Here is a 25,321-nt window from a genome sequence, read left to right as displayed (position 1 = left end):
GATTCGGGGTACAGTTCACACTTTTTGAAAGAGTCCTTTTTTTACACATGGTGACAAGCAACAAAATGATCTTCACCCACATTACGAAATTCTGGTACATTCGTTTTACAAACATCTGTAGCAAAGGGGCAGCGCGTATGAAAACGGCAACCTGACGGCGGATTTGCCGGACTTGGAATATCCCCTTCTAAAATAATCCGTTCTCGCTTAACCGTTGGATCAGGTATTGGCACTGCTGATAATAATGCTTTTGTATATGGATGAAGTGGATTCGCAAATAACTCATCACGTGGTGCTGTTTCCACAATAGTTCCTAAATACATAATTCCAATTTTCGTACATAAGTGCTCCACAACACTTAAATCATGTGAAATGAATAAATAGGATAATCCCTTTTTCTCCTGTAATTCACTAAATAAATTAATGATTTGCGCTTGAATAGATACATCTAATGCCGCAACAGGCTCATCAGCCACAATAAATTCTGGATCTAATACCATTGCCCTTGCAATAACGATACGTTGACGTTGCCCACCGGAAAACTCATGAGGGTACCGGTCAATATGATACGGCGCTAAACCACATAACTCCAATACTTCTATCACCTTTGCACGGACATTTTCTTTCGTCGCTAGTCCGTGAGCCAACATTGGCTCACCAAGCGCTTCTCCAATTCTCATTCTTGGATTTAATGAGCTAAATGGATCTTGAAAGACGAGCTGCATATTAGGACGATGCTTTCTCAGCTCTTCTTTTGATAAAGCATGAACATCTTGACCTTTAAATTTCACTTCACCTTCTGTTTTTTGAACGAGACGGAGAATTGTTTTTCCTATCGTCGTTTTCCCACTTCCAGACTCTCCTACAAGGCCAAACACTTCTCCTTTATCAATTGTAAAGCTTACCCCATCTACCGCTTTCACATGTCCAATCGTTCTACTAAATACGCCGCCCTTAATCGGAAAATACGTTTTTAAGTTCTTCACTTCTAATAATGGTTCACTCATTGCCCAGCACGCTCCTCATATAACCAACAAGCTACTTTATGATCCTCGTCATGCACATTAAGATTTGGCGCTTCATTTTTGCATATTTCCATGCAATGTTCACAGCGACCACTAAAGTAGCAAAACTCATCTAAGCCAACTAAATTTGGAACTTGCCCTGGAATAGAATAAAGTTTATCTGTTCGTTTCCCCATTACTGGTTTTGATTTTAGCAACCCTTGCGTATATGGATGTTTCGGATTTTGAAATATTTCTAGTACCGGTGCCTCTTCAATAACTTTTCCACCATACATAACAACAACGTAATCAGCCATTTCCGCTACAACACCTAGATCATGTGTAATTAATAAAATGGACGTTTTAAATTCCTCTTTTACTTGTCTTAATAAGTCTAATATTTGCGCTTGAATCGTAACGTCTAGAGCTGTTGTCGGTTCATCTGCAATTAATAACTTTGGATTACAACTAAGTGCAATAGCAATCATAATACGTTGTAACATACCACCGCTTAATTCGTGCGGATAAGAATGGACAATTTCATCAGCACGAGCAATACCAACTTTACGAATTAATTCAATTGCTTTTTTGTATGCTTCGTTTTTGCTAAGTAGTTCATGCTCTCTTAACGTCTCAACAATTTGCTCTCCAACAGTAAAGACCGGATTAAGTGATGTCATCGGTTCCTGGAAAATCATCGCGATATCATTTCCTCTTAAACTACGAAGTTCTTTCTCTTTCATTCCTAAAAGACTTTTTCCTTCATAAAGAATATCACCACCAACGATGCCGCCAGATTCAGCAATAAGTCCCATAATAGATAAAGCCGTTACACTTTTCCCGCAACCTGATTCGCCTACTACACAAACTGTTTCACCTTCTCGAACTGAAAAGCTAACATGATTGACAGCCTTTACTGTACCTTCTTCCGTCTGAAAGTGTGTTTGTAAATCCTTTAGCTCTACTACTGCTCTACTCATGCTTTCTCACCTACCGCTTCATCTTTGGATCTAATGCATCACGAAGTGCATCGCCAAGTATATTAATTGATACAACTGTTATAAAGATTGCAAAACCAGGCGGGATCCATAACCACGGACGCTTTTGGAAATCGATTAATGAATTTGCTGCACTAATCATATTTCCCCACGATGGTGTAGGCGGGACAACGCCAAGTCCTAGGTAACTTAGTGCAGACTCTCCTAAAATAGAACCTGCAACACCTAATGTGGATACAACAATTAATATCGGCAGAACATTTGGGATTAAATGATATACAATTTTCCGGTAATCGTTTATCCCGAGTACATCAGCAGCTTGCATAAACGATTGTTCTCGCAGCGATAAAATTTGACCTCGTACGAGGCGTGCAAGTCCTGGCCAACCTACTAAACTTAAAATGATCATAATGACATAAAGACGATAATCAGATGGTACTTTCCATTCTGATAAAATAGCTCCCATTATAATAAGTAACGGTAATCCTGGCATCGACATTAAAATATCCGCAAGACGCATTATAATATTATCAACGATACCACGGTAGAAACCTGCAATCGCTCCTAATAAAGCACCTAGTATAACGGATAACACCATTGAGGCTAAGCCAATTGTTAATGAAATCCGTCCTGCTTGCATAAGCCTCGTTAAAATGTCTCTTCCTAATTGATCTGTGCCAAGCCAATGAGAAAAACTAGGTGGTTTGTTAATTAACGTAACTTGTATTTTTCCTGATGCATACGGTGAAAAGAATGGACCAATAAAACAAAATAAAAACATAAAAACTAATGCGTAAAATCCTATAAGTGCCATTTTATTTTTCTTTATCCTTTTAAAAGCTTGCCTCCACGGCGATGATCCATTCCTTCTTTTCTTTTTTTCTTTTTTTTCCGTAGTTGCTGTAACAGTTTCCATCTCTTTCCCCCCCTTACTTCAACCGAATACGTGGATCAACAACTGCATATACAATATCCGCTAAAAAGTTTGAAACAATTGTCAAACACGAAAGAAACATCGTAAATGCCATTAATACCGTATAATCACGAAAATTAAGTGCTTCTAATTGAATATTACCGATACCTGGCCAGTTGAAAATTTGTTCTATAATAATTGCCCCTGAAAACAACCCTGGTAATTCAAATGCAAGCAATGTAATAGCCGGCAAAATTGCATTTTTTAATGCATGTTTATAAATAACGGTCTTCTCCTTTAAACCTTTTGCTCTAGCCGTTCGAATGTAATCTTGCCGTACAACCTCTAACATACTCGTTCTAAAATAACGAGTTAATGAGCCAACTCCAAGAAGAGTTAAAATAAATATGGGTAAAACCATATGCTTTGCAACTTCTATTCCGTAAGCAAGCCCAGTTGAATTACTCCCAACATCAATCATCCCGCCTATCGGTAACAGCTTAAAGTCAACCGCAAACACTTTAATTAAAAACAAACCGATAAAGAATGAAGGAAATGACATCGCTGCAAATACACCAATTGTTACAAGCTTATCGAATAAAGAATGTTGCTTTGTCGCTGAAAATACACCGATAATAAGTGCAATTAGCCAAATAAAGAACAATGCAATAATCGCAACAATAAACGAATTCCATATAAATTTATTTAATAATGACGTTACAGATTCTTGATATTGAAGAGAAAAACCAAAGTCCCCCTGCAATGCATTACCTAGCGAGTGAAAATATCGCTCAACAATTGGTTTATTCAATCCATACAATTCCCTAAGTTCAGCTGCTCTTTCCGGTGTAATCTTCGGGTTTGAATCAATATAATCTCCTGGAAGAAGTGCGAACAGGAAGAAGATAATAATCGATGTCCCCAACAGTGTAGGAATCATTTGTAACAGCCTACGAATGATATATGTTTTCACCCTTTTTCTCTCCAATCTTATGCTTAAAATAGAAGAACATTTTTTCAAAGCGGCACACTACTTGCCGAATGAAAAAATGTCTTCTACTTATACATTCTTCTCGTTATTTTTCGATAGATAGAGCTGGTAAGTTTGCACTAATACTATTGTATTTTTCAGGGTCAATTCCTTTTATATTCCCGTTATAACCAGTAATTGTTCTACGATAGTTTAATAGAATTACTGGTGGATCATCACTTAATTCTTTATAGATTGGTTTACGTTTTTCAATATCTACCGTTTCAATACCCTTTTGAATTAACTCATCTACTTTTGCATTTTTATAACCAAGACTCTTCTCATTGACACCCGACAAATATTCACCAGCTGTTTCACTCGGATCACTTGTAATTGGTGTCGAAACAGAAGCTAAATCATAATCACCTTTGTTTACCTTCGAAAGCATAGTATTAAAGTCCATAAATTCAGGGTTAAATTCTACACCTATTTCTTTATAATTCTCTTTTGCAATCGGAATTAATAAATCGCTATCTTTAGCCGAACTTGGGCCGAAATAAGAAAGCTTTAATTTTTGACCATCTTTTTCACGAATTCCATCCGAACCAACTTTCCATCCTGCTTCATCTAATAATTTTTTCGCTTTTTCTTTGTCGTATTCATATTTATTAACTCCTTCTTCCGTATAAGCCCAAGAAGTTGGATGAATTGGTACATTAGCTACCGTACCGTATCCTTTCAATGCTGTATCAACATATTTTTTACGATCTAATCCGTAAATAAGTGCTTGACGAACCTTTTTATCCTTTAAGTACGGCTTATTATTATTCATATAAATATAGCTAAATGACGCTGCTGTTTCGATTTGGATATTTGCAAATTCTAAAGCCTTAGCCTGTTCAAGAACTTCGTCACCAGTACCTAGGCCAGTGTAGTCAACCTCACCTGTTTGGAATAATTGAAGCTTCGTATCACCAGAAGTAATTTTATAAATGAAGTTTGGAATTTTTGGTTTACCCGCATAATAATTTTCATTTGCTACAAATCGCACTTCTTGCCCTGGGATATACTTTTCAAATTTATATGGACCCGCAGCTATCGGTTTTTCATATAACGCTTTTAAGTAATCTAAGCTTGTATTTTGTTTGTAATCTTTTCCATAATAAGCTTTTGATAATACCTCTCCACCTAAGGCTGTTAGTGCCTGTGAATTAACTTTTTCAGTTGTAATTTTAATTGTCTGCGGATCAACAACTTGAATACCTTCAATTGAAGTTGCTTTTCCTTCTTTATATTCTTTACCACCTTTAACAGCATATTGAGAAATGTCTTTGTCACCCTCATATGCCTTATCATGTAAAAGCGTCAATGTGAACGCTACATCATCTGCTGTTAATGGTGAACCATCGCTAAATTTCAAATCTTTACGTAAATGGAATGTATATGTTAACTGATCAGAGGAAATATCCCACTTCTCAGCTAATTCTGGAGTTGGTTTTCCTTGTTTATCTGTAGATACAAGAGATGCAAAAATAACTGAAGTGACGTTTCCATCCCAACCATTTTGTTGGAAATATGGTAAAAATACGCCGCCTGGTTTACTAATACCAACTACTAACGTATCTTTTCTATTCTTCGCTTTATCTGGTACTTTCGTCTTATCTGTCGCAGCAATATTTTCAACTTTTATATTTTTTAAATCTTGCTGTTTTACTGGTTCTGTAGAAGCCGTATCCTCCTGTCCCCCACAAGCAGATAACACAAGCGAACTACTCAGTAATACCGAAAATACACCAGCCCATTTTTTTGTCTTTTTCTTCATTGTCCCCACCCTAACTTTTTTTAATAATTACACCTTATGAACTGCTTGCCTAATGTATGCCTCCCACAGCAACATTTTATAGCCAATCGGAAAAGTCGGCTTTGGTTATAAAAAAATAGTTGTTTTTGAGGGGTAACAATCTTATTCCGACCTTTCCGGTAGACTTTATGGTTATTAGCTTATATCTTTCAGTATATTTTGTCAATTATTTCTATATAAATATTTCGAGAATTCTCCAAAAATTATTGAGCAATATTCAATTTAGGTAAACTTAACAAAATACCATTATAATTATCTTCTTGTAATCCTTGAATTCGTGCATTATGTGCGGACACGACTTTACTATTGTTTAAGAAAATAACAGGTGGATCTTCACTTAACTCTTGATATAGTTTTTTATAGATTTCTTTTCGTTTTTCAATATCCAATGTTTCTAATGCCTGCTTAGCTAATTCATCTACTTTCGGATTATGATATCCATCATAATTACGCTTACTTGTCGAAACAAACTCCTCAATTGTTCCGCTCGGATCATCAATCATCGGTGTGGAGACCATCGCTAAATCATAATCTCCCTTAATTACCTTGGAAATCATCGTATTAAAGTCCATGTATTCAGGATTGAAATCTACCCCAATCTTTTTATAATCCTCCTTCATAACGGGGATCATCACATCATTGATTTTACTTGCAGAAGAAGCAAAATAACTTACCTTCAATTTTTGGCCATCTTTTTCACGAATACCATCTGATCCAGCTTTCCACCCAGCTTCATCGAGCAATTTCTTCGCCTTTTCTAAATTATATTCGTATTTATTGATTCCTTCTTCTGTATACGCCCACGAAACTGGTGTAATTGGTACATTAACGAGTGAAGCGTATCCTTGGAAATATGTATCAATGACCTTTTGACGCTCTAATCCATAAATAAACGCTTGGCGTACACGTTTATCTTTAAAGTATGACTTCTTATAATTCATTTTAATGTAACCGTATGAACTTCCCGTATACACATTAACATTAGCAAAGCCTAACTCTTTTAATTGTTCAATCGTCTCCGCATTTGTCGTGAAGCCATCATAATCTACTTCGCCCGCTTGAAATTGTTGCAGCTTCGTATCACCTTTTGTAATTTTATAAATAAAGTGCTCAATCTTCGGTTTACCTTCAAAATAATTTTCATTTGCTACAAAACGAACTTCTTGACCTGGAATATATTTATCTAGTTTATAAGCTCCTGCTCCCATCGGTTTTCCATATAACTCTTTTAAATACTCTAAATTCCCTTGCTTATATTCTTTACCGTAATAAGCTTTTGATATAACTTCTCCACCAATTAACGATAATGTTTGGGCATTTACCTTTTCAGTTGTAATCGTAATTGTTTTCGGATCGATGACTTGAATCCCCTCAATAGATGTAGCCTTTCCTTCTTTATATGCTTGCCCACCCTTTATTGCTGTTTGGCTTATGTCCGTTGCACCACTATAAGTGGGATCATGCAATAACGTTAATGTAAATGCTACGTCATCCGCTGTTAACGGTGAACCATCACTAAACTTTAAACCATCTTTCAAATGAAACGTATATGTAAGCTGATCCTCCGAAATATCCCATTTCTTCGCTAGAATTGGAATTGGTTTCCCCTCCTTATCCAATCCAACGAGAGGAGCAAAGATAGCTTGTGTTATATTACCATCCCACCCATTTTCCATAAAATGCGGAAGGAATATCCCGCCAGGGCTCGGCATTCCCACTACAAAGGTATCCTTTCTTTCTTTTGCCTTTGCTGGACTTTTTGCTTTGTCACTCGCTTTAATAAACTCATCTTTTACTTTCGGCATCTTTGTTGCTTCATTTGTACTTGTCTCTTCTTGAGCACATCCTGCTAATAAAACCGATGTACTAAGAAACGTAAAAAGTAACCCTTTAAAAACCTTTCGCATAATTCTCACCCTTACTTTCTTGTTTTCTAATTAAGTAGTAACATAAAGATCCTTTCTGTAACCATCCTTATTTATCCCATAAAAATAGTATGAATTAATTTCAAGATTATTCCTTTTCACTAGTTATGTCAATCCTTGCTAATTGATTTCTTTCAAAAAATAAAAAACACCTTCTATTACCTAATAGCCCAGCATAGAATAATAACAATTAACTACCAAGAAGGGGGCGAAAATATGGACAACCTATTCCAATATGTCCTGCACTATGTATTATTAACAATCATAATAGTCGGGGCGTTATTACTGTTCCCTTTCTTCCCAAAGTTCGTCCTCTTTTTAGCTTTTTTTATTATGCTCGGGATCGCTATTATAATTTCAACGAGGGAAGATACCACACAAAAAGAAAGCAGAGTTCAGCGCGTAAAGCTGTAACTCTGCTTTCTTTTTTCAGTCATAACGTATTCTTGTTAAACCAATTACGAAAAATACTCCTGCAAATAAAATGAGTATACCAATATATCCTCCTATATCTGCTAATGTACCTCCCCTTACAATTAACTCAGTAAAGCCACGCATCGCCCACGTTTGCGGAACAAAATTTGCCACCGCTTGCATCCATGAAGGCTCAATTTCAATTGGCCAATAAAGACCACTAATCATACACGTTGAAATTACAACGATATTCCCTAGTCCGGACTGCTGTTCTGTTGTTTTCACGATACTTGCCAATAATAAAGCTAGACCAATAACCGCTAATAGCAATACTGAAACGAGTGTAATAACCCCTAATAAATTTCCCCACTGCACATCAAATAATGAATGCGTTAATATCATTAAAACACCAAATTGAATCCACCCTATTAAAAAGAAGGAAAGGATATATCCTGCTAGTATTTGAACTTTTGAAACTGGTGCCCCTAATAAACGAGACCAAACACCAAGTTGTCTAGCTTTCAAAATAGTTCCCGTCGCACTTAACATGACAATCATGACGAATAGAATTGAAAAACCTGCCGCTCGCCCTGTAACGTTATTTAACTTTTGATCATCGTGTAAAATCAATTCTTTTTGAATCGAAACAGGATCTATTTTTGTATAAATTGTTTCATACATCTTTTCCCACGAAGTGTTACTTTTCTTCTCAAAATCTCTTGCTGCACTAACTTCTATCTCCATCTTTTTTAATGCACTTGCTAATACTTGCTCTACAGAAGTTCCACCCGTAAAATCAGCACTGGCTTGAAATTGGATATTTTCTACTTTTCCATCTAGCATACTCTTTTGAAAATCTTTCGGAATGATGATTATACCAGATGCTTTCTTATCTTCGATCCTCTGTGTCCCTTCCCTATACGTTACCTTTTCTATAGAAATTAAATCACTTTTCTTTATTTCCTCATAATACTTGCCAGATAATACAGAACCATCTTTATCTACTAAACTAATATTTACTTTCTCATTCCCACTTCCGCCTAAAAGTCCACCGAAAATGAGTGTAAAAATAATAGGCATTCCAAACATGAGTATATAACTTTGTGGCTTAATTAAAATTTGTTTTAATTCTAGCCAACAAAGCGCCCAAACTTTCTTCATCATTTCCCCTCCTATCTCGTACGTAAACGTAACGTTCCAATCATAACGGAGATAATTCCTGCACTACATAAACTTAAAATGACAGGGAATAGCACATCCCAAGATGTTCCCGACATAATATTTAAAAAGCTCGTAAGTGCCCATTTATTCGGAGCAATATTCGCAACTGCTTGAAGTGTATCGGGAAATACGTAAATCGGTAACATTGATCCTCCTAATATAGCTAGTGTTTGAATACCGATTCCCCCCATTAAATCTGCCGTTTTTTCCTCACGAATAAAAGCGGCGATTAACATAGATAAACCAGAAACACAAATTGCATAAGAAATTCCCAACACTACTATTTGAGACACATCTTCGCCCCATTCCACATGAAACATAAAGCGTGTAGCAACTATAAATATTCCAAATTGTATACAGGCAAATAGTAATGTACCTAAAAACTTCCCGAATAAAATTGAAAATGAGCTCGTCGGTGTACTGAACAAACGTGCCAACGTTTCAGTTCGTTGCTCTGTTACAACTGACTTTGCACCTACTGTTATGTTATATAGTAAAAACATGACTAACATTGCTGCTGCATAATATTGCATCGCTGCAACTGTTTTTTTACCTATCGTTCCTTTTTGGATGTTATCCACACTTGCAGTTGCTATCGTCTGTAGACTTCCACTTACCTCTTTTGCAACTTGTGCTACATCACTCTGCTGAGATTTTGCTAATTCTGTTACAACACTTTTAGTAGATACTGCGACTGTTTGAACACGTTCTGAAAAAGAGCGGATCATTGACTCAGCAATTTTCGCTTGTATATCTTTTGATGGGTCTATAAGCACCTTTGGTTCTTTTAATTTTCCATCTTGTACTTGTTCGCTCCATTTATTTGGGATGACAATTCCTACATCTATTTTCTTTTCCTTTAACATATCTTCAAGCTCTTCCCGAGAGTTAACTACCTTTACTTTCACATCATCTTTTATTTCTTTAGATTGCAATACATCTTTTTGAAAGACATCTGCAAACTCATCCGTTCCCTCTTGATAATAGCCAATTACTGTTTTCGGTAGTCCACCACTCTCAAATACATTACTTAATGCTGAACCTAAAATGGCCGTTAATACAAGTGGCATAATTAACATCATCATAAATCCGCGCCGATCAATTAAACGGATTTTTAAGTCTTTCCATGCAATAATGAAACTTCTCATCTCGTACTAACCCCCCTTAATCACGAAGTGAACGTCCTGTTAATTGTAAAAAAAGTGCCTCTAAATTCGGTTCTTTTACTTCCAGTTTTAAAATTTGAGCTTTGTTTTCAACAACTTCTGAAACAACTATGCCAATTGCCTCGCCACCATTTAGTCCAATATCAATCGTGCTACTATCTTCGTCAAAAATAATCCGCTCAACAACAGGTAGTGCCTTCAACTTTTGTAACAGTTCCGTACTGTAGCGATTTAATTGCAATTTCACCATAACCCCATCTGTTAGACGATTACATAGCTCTCTTTTCGTTCCTAGTGCAATTACCTTTCCATGATCAACGATGGCAATTCGCTCACATAAATACTCAACTTCTTCCATGTAATGACTCGTATAAATGACCGTCATACCTTTTTCATTTAACTTTTTAACAGTCTCTAAAATATGATTTCTCGATTGCGGATCAATCCCGACTGTCGGTTCATCCATAATTAATAACTCTGGTTCGTGCATAAGTGCTGCACCAATATTAATACGCCTTTTCATTCCACCTGAAAATGTTTCAATTTTATCTTTTCCCCGATCCTGTAAACCGACGTAAGCTAACACTTCCTCTGCTCGCTCTTTTGCAACTTTCCCATTTAAACCGTACATCTTTCCCCAAAAAATTAAATTTTCCTTTGCTGAAAGTGTCGGATACAGCGCAATGTCTTGCGGGACAATACCGATTTTCTTTTTCGCTTCTAATGGATACTCTTTTACAGATTTCCCACCAACTTTTATATCACCACTATCGTATGGAATTAACCCGCAAATCATTGATATCGTCGTTGATTTCCCCGCTCCGTTTGGTCCAAGCAATCCAAATGTTTCACCTTTTTTCACTTCAAAAGAAACATTCTTTACGATTTCCTTCTTGCCAAATGATTTCGTAATATGATCTATGACTAACATATTGATTCAGCCCCTTTGTATTCATCTACACTTTCATTGTAGAAAAATTTCTTCTTCTCTCCATCACCCTTGAGATAGAAATACAAAATAAAAAAGCAGCAAATTCCGCTGCTTTTTCACACTTATATATGCCAAAAGTCATGTGTACATCGTGACGCCATACCTTACTGCGTATATCGCTGCTTGCGTTCGATCTCTCAGTTCTAGCTTACTAATTAAATTAGAAACGTGATTCTTAACAGTTCCCTCTGTAATAAATAGCTTTTCGGCAATCTCTTTATTATTTAACCCCAGTCCAATTGCTCTTAAAACATCTACTTCTCGCTCAGTTAATTGTTTTAGTTGTTCTGGTGGGTTACACTCTACTGCCACTTTCGTCTTTTTTAATTCCTCTATAATTTGCGCTGTTATATCCTGAGGAAGCACAACCCCGCCACTATGCACCGTTAAAATTGCTTGCGCGATTGCATCTGTCTCCATATCCTTCAATAAATAACCACTCGCTCCTTGCTCTAATGCCTCAAAAATAAGCTCACTATCACTAAAAGTTGTTAACATAAGAACCTTTATATAAGGAAACTTTTCTCTAACTAAATGAGTTCCTTCAACACCATTCATACGAGGCATCCGAATATCCATCAAAAGAATTTCAGGCTGTAATTGTTTCACCTTTTGTACGACTTCATCCCCATCACTAGCCGTCCCTACCACTTCCAGTTCCGGACGTGAATTTAATATCATTGCCAATCCATCACGAATCAGTGATTGATCATCAACAATCATAATTCGAATCATAACGCTCCCCCTATTACCCATGTTTTTTCTCGGAGTGGAAATTCGATTTTTAGGCGAAAACCTTTTTCTATTTCACTTTCAAATTGAATGATTCCACCATGCTCCTCTACACGTTCTTTCATATTAAGTAAGCCAAATCCAGGGCTTACTTCATTGACTCCCATACCATTATCCAAAATACATAACTTAACTTGTTCCACTGAACAAACTAAACTTACTTCACATAAACTAGCTTTTCCTGTGACGTTTTGCATTCGTTAAAGACTCTTGTATAATACGAAGCAACGTAGGCTGTAGTGACAACGGAATCAAAACCGGATCTCCTTGTAATTGAAAAGATACTTGTACTTTCGTCACTTTAGAATATCCATGTAACATTTCACGCATATTCTCTATTATGTTCCCTAGTTTACTTTCCTCTTTTAAGGCATGCACAGAAGCTCTCACTTCTTGAAGTGATTTTCTAGCTAACCCATGGCATGTATGTAAAACCTCTTCTGTAGCGTCCGATTTTTGTTTCCATAAAACCTCCGCCAGTTGTAACTGAACAAGTAATGCCGTCATATTATGACCAACAGTATCATGAATTTCTCGGGCAATATCATTTCGCTCCCGAACAGCTGTCAATTCTTCTACCTCTTTTGCATATAGACGTAATTGCTCATGTGCTTCTTTTAAAGCTGTATGAGATAATGCTAATTCCCCATATTGCTCATCTACCATTTGCCGAGCAGCTGTAAGTTTTTTTATTAAGTTTCCAGCTAAAGCACTGAAAATGATAAACATAAAGTTAATTGCATTACTCTCCAATTCCAGACTCTCTGTATGTTGATACGTATGTAGTATATTTATAAACCAACAAAGAAAGAAAAAAGCGATAAAAAAATAAGTCATCCTTTTACGCCAATCATGAATAAATAATCCTACCGCATCAATTCCAAATATAATTAAATACAAACATGTCTCGGGAAATAAAAACCCTAATAACGCTGTGACAATACCGTTTGTGAGCAAGGTATAAAAAACAAGTTTCCTACTCCCTTTTGCTTTTACAAGCAAAATATGATTCACAATATAAATAAAAAGTGCAATACCGACAAAAATTTGTAAATTTTCTGTTTCACGTGAAACATGATTTGCGTAAACTAAGCAAATCATGATGATTGTAGCAATCCGCGCATATCCTAACATAAAATTCTCCCCACGTTTTAGTGACCTAAAGTTCATTCTATTATCACAGCAGCAAGAAAATTATACCAATTTTTCCGCTTTCATTATACTAAAAAGAGCAAGCCCTCCCCCAAAATATGAGGAAACAACTTGCTCTTTTTCATTCTATTTTCTTTACTCCACAATATTCTCTAACTCATTATATAACTCCGCTCGTAAAAACTCTTTTTTCGTTTTTTCTTCATATAATTGTTCAAGCATTTCAACATCAACCACATTTTCCATTTTACATTCGAGTGCATATATATCTTCTTCTATATGCATTAACTCATTTTCAACTGCCTCTAAATCCCTAGACTTCTTCTTTTTTATAGGCATTACTTCTAACGCTTTATTCCCTTGCTGTTGCTGCTTCTGTTTTACTACTTGTTTCTCAATTCTTTCTTCCCACTTTTGACGAGCCCATGCATAGTTCCCTGCAAACTCAAATAATTTGTGCTCATCAATCCAATATGTCTTTTCAAACAATTTATTTAAGAAATAACGATCATGTGAAACAGCTAAAATCGTCCCATTATATTGTTCAAGGGCCTCCTCTAAAACCTCCCTTGATTCAATATCAAGATGATTCGTCGGTTCATCTAAAATAAGAAAGTTAACATCTTGATACATAAGTTGCGCGAGCCTTAACCTCATTTTTTCTCCACCGCTAAGTTGTGTTACTTTCTTAAAAACAGCTGGACCATAAAATAAGAAACGAGCTAATATATGTCTTGCTTCTCCCTCTGTTACAGCCACGCAATCTCTGAAAGCTTCCAATACATTGTTCTTCATATTCCCGTACGCATGTTGCGATAAATAACCGATTTTCACACTACTACCAATCCGAATTTCTCCAGCATCTTGCTGCATTTCTTTTAGTAATAGTTTTAATAACGTAGTCTTTCCTGTACCATTACGTCCAACGATAGCTGCGCGCTCCTGAAAACGAATATGCAAATTTACTTTCTCGAATAAAGATCTTTCAGCAAATCCTTTACTCACTTCTTTCATTACAACAACATCTTTCCCGCTTCTCTCTTGCCCTTCAAACTGAAGTCCCATCTGTTTTCTATCCAAAATGGGTCTCTTTAGTTTCTCTATGCGCTCTAATGCACGTTCCATATTTCTCGCTCTCTTATGCAATCCTTCATTCGGCGGATTCGCTTGATTTGCCCATTCACGTAGACGCTTAATTGCTTCTTTCATTTTTTTTATTTTCTTTTGCTGTTCTTGATACGCTTGAAATTCTTGAAGCAGCCTTTCTTCCTTTTCCTCAACAAACTGTGAATAGTTCGTATGATATACGTGAATTTCTCCATCTTCTAAATCAAAAATTTTCGTTACAACTTCATCAAGGAAATAGCGATCGTGCGAAATGACCATAACTGTTCCTGTATATTCTTTTAGAAATTGCTCTAACCACTCGGCTGCAAATAAGTCCAAATGATTTGTTGGTTCATCTAACAAAAGTAGATCTGGTTTCTGCAATAGCATATACGCAAGGCTTACTTTTGTTTGTTCTCCACCACTTAACTCCATAAATGATCTTGGAAATAGTTCCGTCACCTGTAGACCATTTGCTACCTTCATAATATTCGCTTCTATTTCATAACCACCGAGAAACGCGTACCTTTCTTGAATTACTCCGTATCTCTCCATCAATTTTTGTAAAGCAGATGATTCCTGTTCTTCCGCCATATTTTTTTCTAAAGCATGCATTTCTATCTCCAACTCTTTTTCCTTTTTAAAAGCGGAGCTTAATACATCATATACATTCATTTCATTATTAAATTTTGGAATTTGTGCTACATGACCAATGCGCGTACCTTTCTTCACATGGATAGCTCCCGCATCCAAACCCTCAATTCCTGTTAAAAGCTGAAAGATAGTTGTCTTCCCACTACCGTTACGACCAACTAATCCAATACGTTCTCCATTCTTTATTTCAAGCGATATATTTTCAAATATGATGTTTCCACCAAAAGATTTCTTTACATTATTTACACTACAAATTGTCATTTTCCGTACTCCTTTCAATATAAAAAACCATGGGAAAGAAACATTCCCCATGGTTTTTGTCATAGAAAAAGGAAGCCAAATAGCTCCCTTTTCACACGTTTATCAAAAATGGGTGAAGAGACTTCTATCGTTCAATAGCTACTATGCAATTGTTAAAAAAGGGCATACGTATCCCGTTAACAACTACATCATGAAAAATCGCACGACAAATATAGATATAATCTAAAAATTTTGCGCGCGTAGCTAAAGAACATTTCATCTCATTCACTCCTTTCGTACGGAATTTAATACTTACTTCTTTATTATACTTCCCCGATTTATGTTTGAATAGTCATTTTTCTGAAAATAATGAAGATAGACTAAACATTTCAATAAGTGACATCAAATCTTACAAAACTGTTATGTTCACGTAATGGAAAGCGATAGTACGAAAAGATACCTCCCTATACAATAAAGATGTAAACAAGAGAGACAAAAACAAGGAGGAAACAATCATGATGAAAGAAATCGTAAAAGCAATCTTTGAGGTATTAGTGAACGGACAAGCAGTTGTAAAAGAACTAAACGAACTATAAAAGGGAGGAAAGAACTATGATGAACATGGTAAAAATGATCTTACATGCTTTAGTTGATGCGAAAGCAGTTAGCCAAGAATTAAACCAACAATAAAAAGGGGTATATGAATATGAAGAAAGCCATTATTGTAATCGCAAGTACAGCAATTGCCTTATACACAATAAAAAATAGAAAAAAGAAACAAAATGAAAATGCTCTATATTATCCATACACACTATTAAAGAAAAAATAAAAGACAAGGTACCCTATTGCAATGAGGATATCTTGTCTTTTATTTTTCCCTATTCCCTTTAAAGGATTTCCTTCTCCTTTTCCCGAATATATTAAGCGGGATTTTTACATATATTTTAAAGGGGCATATATACAAATGGATACACAACAACTATATTTTTTAAACGATATCGGTAAACAAAAACCAGAAAGTATTCGGAACAGAAACACTGCATGTCCTTTTTGTGACAGAGAAAATTTAACGGATATTTTAGCAACTGAGGGCTCTATTATTTGGTTAAAAAATAAATTCCCTACATTAAAGGATACCTTTCAAACCGTGCTAATCGAAACAGATAATTGCGAAGACCATATCGCAACATATACAGAAGAACATATGAGAAAACTAATTCGCTTCTCTATTCTCCATTGGTTAAACTTACAGGAAAATGAAGAATTCACTTCTGTGATTTTATACAAAAATCATGGTCCATTTTCAGGCGGAAGTTTGCATCATGCACATATGCAAATTATCGGAATGAAACATGTAGACTATCTTGAAAATATTGAGGAAGCAAATTTCCAAGGGGTAATTGTTCAAAAAAATGAACGCATTGAACTCAACATTTCAGAGCGTCCTATTATCGGCTTTACTGAATTTAATATCATCATTGAAGATATTGCATTTATAGATGAAATGGCCAATTATATTCAGCAAACTGTACGTTACATACTGACAGATTTCCATAAAGGATGTAGTAGTTATAACTTATTCTTCTATCACTTAAACAGGAAAATCATTTGTAAAGTTGTTCCTAGGTTTGTCGTTTCACCGTTGTATGTAGGATATAAAATACCTCAAGTTTCTACAAAACTAGAAGATGTGAAAATACAACTAGCGCAGTATTTCATGAAAGAAAAGGATGAAATTATTCATAAAAAAACAGAGTAGGTATAGAAAACCTACTCTTTGATTACACCTTTATTTCGATAGTATACATCCTCTAATCCGATGTTATACTTCATATTGTTATCCGTCCACTCTGGTCCTAAATTCCCTGGCCATCCAGATGTATTCGCTATATATTTCAGTAATGCAAAATCAGTCAAACCTTTTTGCACCCCGCGCTTATAACCTTTCATTAAATGCGGCATTGCAATTTGCGCATTTGTACGTGGATCTTTCAGCTCTTCATCAGTTAAATGATCTGGCGCAAGCCCACCACCGCGGTGTAATTGAAACAATCCGAATGAAGTTCCGTTATCTCCAACACTTCTTGGATTTAACCTACTTTCATGTTCGGCAATTGTAAGAGGTATCCATTCCGGAAGGTTTACTTTCTTTGCTTCCTCTATAATGATTTGTTTCATCTGTTTTGCTTCTTCTGAATCAACATAGCTTGTCTCATTCATTAGCTTACCCATTCCTTCAGACTTTCCTTGGAAATATAAATACACTCCAAGAACAACTAAAAATCCTACAAAGAATTTCTTCACTACCTCTACCTCTTTCTCCGCTGAAATTTGTCCCCTTTCAGCCTTTCTTTTACAATTACCAACACTCTATCATTCTCTTACCTTTCAATCATAGCAAAGTACTATACATATTATCATCATGCTTTAGACCGATTTCGCGAAAAAACATATGGTAAATACGTGCAAAAATGTAACTTACATGGACTATAACTTATTTCTTGTATATAATTGTAAATTGAATTCTACATATAGAATAGGAGCACACAAAATGAAAAAATGCCTAATACTCTTGTTCAGTATTTTACTACTCATACCTGTACACACATCCGCACAAACATCATCAAAACCAAAGGTACTTATTTTATATAGTACAGAAAATAATACAGTTACAAACAATGTACAAATCCTTAATACTCAGTTAGGGCACTTTACAAAAGATATAACAGTGAAAAGTTTAAAAGAGATAAATGAAATTACTAACTCATCTTCTTATACACATATCGTTTATATCGGAGAGAAAAAAGAAGATTTTTCTATTGCAGCAAAACAATTTCTAGAAAACTTCTCAGGTCCCATATTAGTTTTAGGACAAAATGTTGAACAATTATCTAACCGTTTTTCTTTCATTACCTCGAAAGAAACCGATATACGAATTCACACTATAGAATATCCGACTAACCAGTTAAAAAATGAATTACATGAAGAACGCTTAATGAAGAAAATTGAAACAACAGGAACAACTCTTGCTTACGCCTTGAGTGCTGATGGAACTCATCCGTTAATCATTCAGCAAGGAACATCATATTATGTTGCAACTCCAAACCTTTTCGATTGGATGTCTCATTACGTCGGTGAAATGTTATTTTCTTATTTCGGACAAAAACCTGAAACAAATAAAACTTCAGCTTATTTACGTCTTGAAGACGTTCATCCAGCTGTAGATGTAAAGCAATTAAAAGAAATCGCTGAATTACTAAAAGAGAAAAAGCTCCCTTATATGATTACCGTTATCCCTGTTTACAAAGATCCAGACACAGGAAAAACAGTACATTTAAAGGATAACTCTGAATTAATCGATGTTTTACACTTTATGCAAGATAATGGTGGCTCTATCGTTATGCATGGTTACACACATCAGTTTTATGATAGTGAAACTGGCGAAGGTTTTGAATTTTGGGATGTAAAAACAGATCAACCAATTCGCCAACCAAACCATGAAAAATCAAAAACAAAAAAAGATTTTCAGTCTACAGAAGACTATAATAAATACGTAAAAAACGGGCAAGCCTTCGAAGAAAAATATATTAAAGATCATATTGAAAAAGGGATTACAGAGCTTGTAGAAGCTAAATTATATCCAGTTGCCTTTGAAGCTCCGCACTATACAATGTCTCAAAAAGGATATGAAATACTATCACAATATTTTTCAACTTATGTAGGACAAATACAACTAAACGATACAACTTGGAAATCAATGCACTCACCGGCTTATATAAGTACACCGTCATTTTTACATGGGATGAAATTAATTCCTGAAACTGTTGGCTTTATTGAAGAAGGGAAGCCACAAGCTATAGCAAAAATGAAAGAACGTGCTTTATCTATCACTAAACTATCTAATGGAATTATCGGTGCATTTTATCATCCTTACTTGGGCGTTGAACCATTAAAAGAAGTATTAAAAGAACTAGAAAGTATTCCAAACATAGAGTGGATTGATTTACAAAAAGACATGAATGAAGTAAAAATGAAAGATATTCATATTACTACTAATAAAGAAGGCATTCACGTTGAAAAACCAACAAGTGCGAATGACATAATTGATTATATAAAACAATATGGGTTCTTCCTTATAATTGGGTTCATTATAATTGTCTTTCTTTTATTATTAAGACGTGCGAAAAAATTAGAGTCATAAAAAAACACCAAGCGAGATGCTTGGTGTTTTTTTATGACTCACTAACTTTATAAAATCGCACCGTATTCGCATATATTTGCTCAGTAACTTTCTCTACTGATATTTTTTTTATTATACTAATTTCTTGTAATACATCTTTTATCATATAAGGATGTGTCATCGTATCCTTCTGAAATTCCCACGGCCCATCTGTTTCTACCATCATATATTCAAGCGGATAATACGAAACTATTTTTCTAATTTTCTCCTTATGTAAAACATCCGGTGTGATAGAAATATAATAACCGTTCCTCATCATCCGTTTCATTGTCTCTTCACTTCCTTTAAACCAATGAAAGTGTGCACGCGAAACTTTATATTCTTCAAGTAAACCACATACAGTGTCAGTATCTTCATAAACCGCATGCAATATAATTGGCAAATCGTATTTACTAGCTAGTTCCACAAACTTTTTTAACACCGCTATGTATGGATCAATAGCAATATTTTCATCTTCTTTCCTTAAATAATATGGCAAGCCCACTTCACCAATCGCAACGATTTCCTCTACATGATCTTCAATTAATTTATAAATTTGCTCACATTCCTCTTTATAAATGGGCTGCTCCGGATGAAAACCTATTGCTGGATGTACAAAAGGATATCGCTTTGCTAAAGATAAAGTTTCTAGACATGATTGATAATTCATAGATACTGCAATAAGCCCTTGTATCTCTTTACTGCTTTCCACATCTGTAATTAATCTACTTTTCTCTTCATCCTGATATTGATCAACATGTATATGGCTATCAATCCATTTCATCTTTATGCCCCCATAAAAAAAACAAGAAAGGGTCTCCCTTCTTGTTTTATCATCTATATTAGTTAACAATTAAATTTGTTATTATATCAAATAATCCAATACATACTATGGCAACAGTAAAGTAGCTACAAAAATCTTTAATTGGAAACTTCACTACTTCTTCTTTACGCATCCCCGTTTTCTCCCTTCTTAATATATCCCTAATTATTTTTTATCTATTTGTATCTATTATGCAAAAAATATGACAAAATTACTATCGAATTAACTTACGTAAACCTTACAATGTTGTAAGGTTTGAAAAAGAGCCTCATCTAAATAGAGATGAGGGCTATTAAAAATTAGTTGGTTTTTCATTCTTCATTAACATTACAAACAGAAAGTGATACAGTGAGACTTTCTAGTTACACTATATGAAATTTACTATATTTTAACCATCGAATTACATTACAGAAGGCTTACATGTTTGTAAGCTATGTGTAATGTAATTCGATAGTTTCCCTTACCTATATTTCGTACAATAAAGTTAGAAAGTAAGCCAAATAAGAAGAACACTCACATAACCAAATTACATTGCTAGTAGCCGACTCTTCTTATACCTTTCACTCATGCTACTACAATGTACCCCCTTCCCCTTTATATAATAAGAAAAGCCTTAGTCCATATGGACTAAGGCTTTTTCACGAACCTAAAATACCCCTACCTAGTATTTTTATTTTCGACAAAAAATAGGCGGGGGTATAATTCGCTATCTCATCGTTAAAAGTTTACTCTTCGCATTAATAGGAATATTTACAGCTTCAATTTCTTCAATTGCCTCGCCGTAGCGTCCTTTTGCGTACACCTTTAATGCTTCATCTCTCTTTAACATATGCTTAACAGTCTTCTTTATTTTTTGTTCTCTTCCACGTTCATCAAATGCAATAAATTCATATTCATACCATTCATCACCGACATGCTGACCAATCGCATCCACAATTGTATAGTATTCTTTCGTCGTATAAAGCGGATTATATTTATCAATAACTGGTCCAAGTTTCGTAGGTAGTAATACTACTACTATCACTACCATAGCTATTACAGTAGTAATTATTTTTTTCTTCATAATACTGATCTTCCTCCTCTGCAGGATACCTATACATCCATTCTAAAGAGCAGGAATTTAATCTACCATTCAATCCCATTACATTACCCTTACATTTTTGTAAGAATAAAGTGAAACTTTAATCAGCCCTCACCAATCGGGCGTTTACGGGCAGTTGATCTCCCACCTAACTTCTTTGCTCCAGATGAATTTTGAGGTGGGAGTTCTACTGCCCGTTAATGCGGAATAAAAAAAGATGAACGAATTTTCTCGTTCACCTTTTAGCTTGCTTTAAAGCCACCGCCAAGTACATCACGCACATCGTGAATGACAACGAAGGCATCTTCATCAACTCTACTAATAACTTGCTTTAACTTAACAAGCTCTTGTTTATTAATAACGATATATAAAACTTCTTTATTTTTACCAGTATATCCGCCGCGTCCTTCTAATACAGTGACACCGCGTGTCATGTTTTTTGTAATAGTTTCACGTATTAAATCCGGTTGATTTGAAATGATTGTAACAGCTGTTTTTGTATCCATACCTTCCACGATGAAATCAATTACTTTCGCTCCGACAAATACAGCTACAAGTGTATACATTGCCTTTTCTTGTCCTATTATAAATACAGAACCCGCAATTACAACGATATCAATAATAAGTACGCCTTTACCAACGCTCCAACCTAAATATTGATTTGCTAGTCGAGCTAAAATTGCCGATCCTCCTGATGTACCTCCAGCTTTGAACATACAGCCTAATCCGATACCTACAAATACACCAGCAAATAAAGCTGCTAGTAACGTATCACTATTTACTTGATATTCGATATGTTCTGTAACATATAAAAACAAAGAGGTTTCCACAATACCTATAATTGTGTAAACCATCGTTTTCTTATCAAAAAATTTATAACCTACAGCTAATAAAATTGCATTCAAACCAAAATTCACAATTCCTGGTGACCAATCAAATAAATAGTACGTAACAACCGTTAAACCAATAATTCCACCCTCTGATAAACGGTTTGGAATTGCAAAGTAATTAATACCAATTGCGAATAATAATGAACCAATTGTAATTAGTGTTATTTCCTTTATACGTTGATTAACCATAGTTCATACCTCCCCCCATTTGACATTGTATCACTATCTCCTAGAGGTTTAGAAGTTGTTTTTATTCCGCATTTTTCCTCACAAAGACCAAGATATTATGTTTAAACAAAGGGGTGATTAATTATTCATATTCGCTCTAACTGTACGGACAAAGCGCTCCACATTCCCACTCTGAATATACTTAGCTCTAATGGTTTCACGATTACAAGTACATTCGAAATATGGACGGAAATCTATGTCATCTATATGCAAATATGAATACTCTTCAAATATCGCAGGATAGTACGAAAATTTCCCGTAAAACAGAAGACGTCTAGTAGTGGCAACAAAAATCCCATGTTGATAACATAAAGTAAAGTCATCCTTTTCAAATATCCCTACGACAAACGCTAAAATCTTTTCGTCATCCTCTACATATTTTTTCATACTTAATAAAAGTTCATTCATGCATATCCCTCCAAATTCTATTCATTGTTTTAACACTTGAAAAGAATCCATGGATTATTACAGACCGGTGTAACTCTTTTATAAATTATGAAACGCGTTTCCTGTCAAAGACATTTCAAAAAATAATCCGTTATGTGATTATACACATAACGGATTAACACTAAACCGTAGAGCGTTCCACAAGTTTATACGGAATTTCCATCTTTTCTTGTTTAGAACTCTCATCACTTACTTGCCTATAAAACATTTCAAAAGCAGTCTTACCTATTCCCTTTAAATTTTGGTCAATGGTTGTCAGTTGTAAAACTTGAGAAATCGGTTGATTATCAAAACCAATAATCGCTAAATCCTCAGGAACTTCAATACCTAATTTTTCAACTTCTGTCATAATCCCAATAGCAACTTCATCTCCTGCCACTATTAATGCTTCAGGAGGATTCTCCATCTCCTTGAATTGATGTGCAACTCTTACACCATCTTCTAACGTAAAGCATTCTGTGAAAATCCGATCTTCCATCACTTCTTCATCTATTAATTGTAGCTGTTGTTTATAAGCATCAAAACGTTTCTTACTACTTGGCCCTAACTTTCTTCCCGTACAATATCCAATCTTCTTATAACCTTTTTCAATAAGGTAACTCATCCCTAATTGAAAGGCATTAAAATGATCTGTATATACACTCGATATGCTTTCAATATCATTATCCTCACAAGCAATAACCGCCCCATACGCTGCATAAGGCTCTATAGTTTCCCACTCATTGGCACGAGAACAAATGATAAGACCGTCTAGTTGCTTTGTTTTCAACATATGTAAACTTTTCATTTCTTCTTTTTTATTGTAGTTCGTTTGACAAAGAAGCACTCGATAGTTGTGAGCTAACGCAACTTCCATCATTCCACCCACCATCGCATCAAAAGACGGATGATTAATATAAGGTAAAATCACGCCAACAATATTCGTCTTCCCTTTTGATAAATGAACAGCATTTGCATTTTGCGAGTAATTCAATTTCTCAACTATTTCTAAAACAACTTTCCTTTTTTCTTCACTTACATATGGATGATCATTTAACACCCTCGAAACAGTCGTAACTGAAACCCCAGCCATCTTTGCAATATCTTTAATATTAGCCATACACTCACCTCTACTTTTAACTTAATGAATCACATGAACATATGTCAAATCTTCTCATCATGACACTTTCATTCGTTTTTCTTACAAAAGTGTAATTTTCCTGTAAGCTAATTCGATAGTGACTCTCCGCAACATTTCATATAATTAAGTCAGAAACAGGGCAACAACCATTTGAAAAGGAGCGGATCTATATGATGAACAAAATGAAAACGAACAATTTCTTAAATACAATGAGCTTGGTATTTTCCGCTCTTATCGATGCAAAAGCTGCTGCTTCTACATTAAACAAGTAAGGAGAATGCATTATGAACAACATCACTTTTAATAAATTAGATTTTTTAGGACTAGCTAACGGCACGGTTCTTCTTACTGCTCTCATTTACGCTGCTACACTATAACTTCGTGTCCCCTTTCCCCTTTATATAAATAATAATAGAAAAGACGACCGTCTATGCACGATCGTCTTTTCTTATTTTTGATTTGGCTGCAAAACTTCTTTTAGTTCTTCAAACTTTGCATTTAATTCATCTGTCATCATTTTCATAGCCGTTTTTCGATCTATTTGTTCTTCAGCATCGATTTGAATTGGGTCTCCAAAAACTAATCGCGCTTTTTTTCCTTTTATCAATTCTTTTATACTTGATGGACCAACATAAGCTGCCGGTATTAACGGAACGTTAGAACGCATTGCAATCGTAACAGCCCCAGCTTTTAGTGAAACGTCTTCTGATGACCTCGTCCCACTCGGGAAAATCCCTACTACTTTTCCTTCTTTTAATAAACGTGATGGAATTTTTAATGTGCTTGGCCCTGGATTCGCACGGTCTACAGGGAATGCATTTACATTTTTAAAAAACCAATTTTTAAATTTCCCTTCAAACAATTCTTTTTTTGCCATGTAATGAATTTGGGTTGGGTACATTCCTGCCGCTAACATTAAAACATCCATAAAACTTGTATGTGTACACGCAACAACGTAAGGGCCATCTTCCGGTAATTTCTCTCTCCCTTGTACTTCTACCTTCCCAGCCATTTTAAATATATATTTCAACGAAAATGTAATTGGTTTATACATTTGTTTCGTTCCTTTCTGAATATCCGAAGTATAATCATTTTCTTACAACGA

24 protein-coding genes and 1 pseudogene are annotated in these 25,321 nt (G+C 35.2%); 5 read left to right on the top strand and 20 right to left on the bottom strand.

What is annotated here, in order from left to right; translation table 11 throughout:
• Nucleotides 1-41 precede the first annotated feature (41 nt).
• The 6 genes from B5P42_RS22555 to B5P42_RS22530 form a co-directional block, all read right to left on the bottom strand.
• Complete coding sequence (locus B5P42_RS22555; protein WP_088293676.1) at nt 42-1,007, bottom strand: ABC transporter ATP-binding protein; 966 nt, start codon at nt 1,005-1,007, stop codon at nt 42-44.
• Nucleotides 1,004-1,984: an ABC transporter ATP-binding protein gene (locus B5P42_RS22550; protein ID WP_002091396.1), complete on the bottom strand. Its 981-nt coding sequence runs from the start codon at nt 1,982-1,984 to the stop codon at nt 1,004-1,006. Before B5P42_RS22550 ends, B5P42_RS22555 begins: the two co-directional genes overlap by 4 nt.
• Nucleotides 1,985-1,994: 10 nt before the next feature.
• Complete coding sequence (opp4C, locus tag B5P42_RS22545) at nt 1,995-2,918, bottom strand: oligopeptide ABC transporter permease (protein ID WP_016121366.1); 924 nt, start codon at nt 2,916-2,918, stop codon at nt 1,995-1,997.
• A gap of 13 nt (nt 2,919-2,931) precedes the next feature.
• A complete protein-coding gene (locus tag B5P42_RS22540) occupies nt 2,932-3,888 on the bottom strand; it encodes an ABC transporter permease (protein ID WP_113735277.1) in 957 nt (318 codons plus the stop codon).
• A 103-nt stretch (nt 3,889-3,991) separates the two neighbouring features.
• Nucleotides 3,992-5,707 carry an ABC transporter substrate-binding protein gene (locus B5P42_RS22535; RefSeq protein ID WP_113735276.1) on the bottom strand — a complete coding sequence of 572 codons (1,716 nt, stop codon included), beginning with the start codon at nt 5,705-5,707 and terminating at the stop codon, nt 3,992-3,994.
• Between the two features lie 242 nt (nt 5,708-5,949).
• The gene (locus B5P42_RS22530) at nt 5,950-7,653 is read right to left on the bottom strand and encodes an ABC transporter substrate-binding protein (protein ID WP_113735275.1); all 1,704 of its coding nucleotides are present in this window, start codon (nt 7,651-7,653) and stop codon (nt 5,950-5,952) included.
• A gap of 234 nt (nt 7,654-7,887) precedes the next feature.
• On the opposite strand from B5P42_RS22530, the gene B5P42_RS22525 reads away from it, so the two are divergent.
• Nucleotides 7,888-8,085, top strand: coding sequence for a hypothetical protein (locus tag B5P42_RS22525; protein WP_002115459.1), 198 nt, complete (start codon nt 7,888-7,890; stop codon nt 8,083-8,085).
• A 15-nt stretch (nt 8,086-8,100) separates the two neighbouring features.
• Here B5P42_RS22525 and B5P42_RS22520 read toward each other — a convergent pair whose 3' ends face one another.
• From B5P42_RS22520 to B5P42_RS33175, 7 genes and pseudogenes are all read right to left on the bottom strand, one after another.
• Nucleotides 8,101-9,246 carry an ABC transporter permease gene (locus B5P42_RS22520; RefSeq protein WP_113735274.1) on the bottom strand — a complete coding sequence of 382 codons (1,146 nt, stop codon included), beginning with the start codon at nt 9,244-9,246 and terminating at the stop codon, nt 8,101-8,103.
• Nucleotides 9,247-9,257: 11 nt separating this feature from the next.
• The gene (locus B5P42_RS22515) at nt 9,258-10,454 is read right to left on the bottom strand and encodes an ABC transporter permease (RefSeq protein ID WP_113735273.1); all 1,197 of its coding nucleotides are present in this window, start codon (nt 10,452-10,454) and stop codon (nt 9,258-9,260) included.
• 16 nt (nt 10,455-10,470) lie between these two features.
• Complete coding sequence (locus B5P42_RS22510; protein ID WP_113735272.1) at nt 10,471-11,403, bottom strand: ABC transporter ATP-binding protein; 933 nt, start codon at nt 11,401-11,403, stop codon at nt 10,471-10,473.
• A 138-nt stretch (nt 11,404-11,541) separates the two neighbouring features.
• Complete coding sequence (locus tag B5P42_RS22505) at nt 11,542-12,198, bottom strand: response regulator (protein ID WP_113735271.1); 657 nt, start codon at nt 12,196-12,198, stop codon at nt 11,542-11,544.
• Nucleotides 12,195-13,389, bottom strand: a pseudogene (locus B5P42_RS22500) (sensor histidine kinase). Before B5P42_RS22500 ends, B5P42_RS22505 begins: the two are co-directional and overlap by 4 nt.
• Before the next feature lie 153 nt (nt 13,390-13,542).
• Nucleotides 13,543-15,429, bottom strand: a complete 1,887-nt coding sequence (gene abc-f, locus B5P42_RS22495; protein WP_113735270.1) for a ribosomal protection-like ABC-F family protein — start codon at nt 15,427-15,429, stop codon at nt 13,543-13,545.
• Between the two features lie 124 nt (nt 15,430-15,553).
• Nucleotides 15,554-15,688 carry an RAxF-45 family protein gene (locus tag B5P42_RS33175; protein WP_002139888.1) on the bottom strand — a complete coding sequence of 45 codons (135 nt, stop codon included), beginning with the start codon at nt 15,686-15,688 and terminating at the stop codon, nt 15,554-15,556.
• Nucleotides 15,689-16,108: 420 nt separating this feature from the next.
• Between B5P42_RS33175 and B5P42_RS22490 the strand changes: the two genes are divergently transcribed.
• Nucleotides 16,109-16,237 (top strand): hypothetical protein, encoded by a 129-nt coding sequence (locus B5P42_RS22490; protein ID WP_002029408.1) that lies wholly within the window; start codon nt 16,109-16,111, stop codon nt 16,235-16,237.
• Between the two features lie 135 nt (nt 16,238-16,372).
• The gene (locus B5P42_RS22485; protein ID WP_440582327.1) at nt 16,373-17,167 is read left to right on the top strand and encodes a DUF4931 domain-containing protein; all 795 of its coding nucleotides are present in this window, start codon (nt 16,373-16,375) and stop codon (nt 17,165-17,167) included.
• A gap of 11 nt (nt 17,168-17,178) precedes the next feature.
• On the opposite strand, the gene B5P42_RS22480 is transcribed toward B5P42_RS22485, so the two are convergent.
• Nucleotides 17,179-17,712 (bottom strand): transglycosylase SLT domain-containing protein, encoded by a 534-nt coding sequence (locus B5P42_RS22480; RefSeq protein WP_000713256.1) that lies wholly within the window; start codon nt 17,710-17,712, stop codon nt 17,179-17,181.
• 247 nt (nt 17,713-17,959) lie between these two features.
• Between B5P42_RS22480 and B5P42_RS22475 the strand changes: the two genes are divergently transcribed.
• The gene (locus B5P42_RS22475) at nt 17,960-19,609 is read left to right on the top strand and encodes a DUF2334 domain-containing protein (protein ID WP_113735268.1); all 1,650 of its coding nucleotides are present in this window, start codon (nt 17,960-17,962) and stop codon (nt 19,607-19,609) included.
• Between the two features lie 31 nt (nt 19,610-19,640).
• On the opposite strand, the gene B5P42_RS22470 is transcribed toward B5P42_RS22475, so the two are convergent.
• The 5 genes from B5P42_RS22470 to B5P42_RS22450 form a co-directional block, all read right to left on the bottom strand.
• Nucleotides 19,641-20,411, bottom strand: coding sequence for a TatD family hydrolase (locus B5P42_RS22470; RefSeq protein ID WP_113735267.1), 771 nt, complete (start codon nt 20,409-20,411; stop codon nt 19,641-19,643).
• Between the two features lie 745 nt (nt 20,412-21,156).
• Nucleotides 21,157-21,513 carry a YxeA family protein gene (locus tag B5P42_RS22465; protein ID WP_002029403.1) on the bottom strand — a complete coding sequence of 119 codons (357 nt, stop codon included), beginning with the start codon at nt 21,511-21,513 and terminating at the stop codon, nt 21,157-21,159.
• Between the two features lie 260 nt (nt 21,514-21,773).
• Nucleotides 21,774-22,610: a YitT family protein gene (locus B5P42_RS22460; RefSeq protein ID WP_002009911.1), complete on the bottom strand. Its 837-nt coding sequence runs from the start codon at nt 22,608-22,610 to the stop codon at nt 21,774-21,776.
• Between the two features lie 117 nt (nt 22,611-22,727).
• Complete coding sequence (locus tag B5P42_RS22455; protein ID WP_113735266.1) at nt 22,728-23,057, bottom strand: PH domain-containing protein; 330 nt, start codon at nt 23,055-23,057, stop codon at nt 22,728-22,730.
• Between the two features lie 160 nt (nt 23,058-23,217).
• A complete protein-coding gene (locus tag B5P42_RS22450) occupies nt 23,218-24,195 on the bottom strand; it encodes a LacI family DNA-binding transcriptional regulator (RefSeq protein ID WP_002009913.1) in 978 nt (325 codons plus the stop codon).
• A gap of 305 nt (nt 24,196-24,500) precedes the next feature.
• Here B5P42_RS22450 and B5P42_RS22445 point away from each other — a divergent pair, with 305 nt between their 5' ends.
• The gene (locus B5P42_RS22445) at nt 24,501-24,593 is read left to right on the top strand and encodes a DUF3948 family protein (protein WP_113735265.1); all 93 of its coding nucleotides are present in this window, start codon (nt 24,501-24,503) and stop codon (nt 24,591-24,593) included.
• Between the two features lie 71 nt (nt 24,594-24,664).
• Here B5P42_RS22445 and B5P42_RS22440 read toward each other — a convergent pair whose 3' ends face one another.
• Nucleotides 24,665-25,270: a lysophospholipid acyltransferase family protein gene (locus tag B5P42_RS22440; RefSeq protein ID WP_002091412.1), complete on the bottom strand. Its 606-nt coding sequence runs from the start codon at nt 25,268-25,270 to the stop codon at nt 24,665-24,667.
• Between the last annotated feature and the right edge of the window lie 51 nt (nt 25,271-25,321).

Source organism: Bacillus sp. SRB_331 (genome assembly GCF_003264175.1).
GTDB lineage: Bacteria > Bacillota > Bacilli > Bacillales > Bacillaceae_G > Bacillus_A > Bacillus_A mycoides.
The sequence above is the reverse complement of the archived record's forward strand: the minus strand, read 5'-3'. Positions and strand labels throughout refer to the sequence as shown.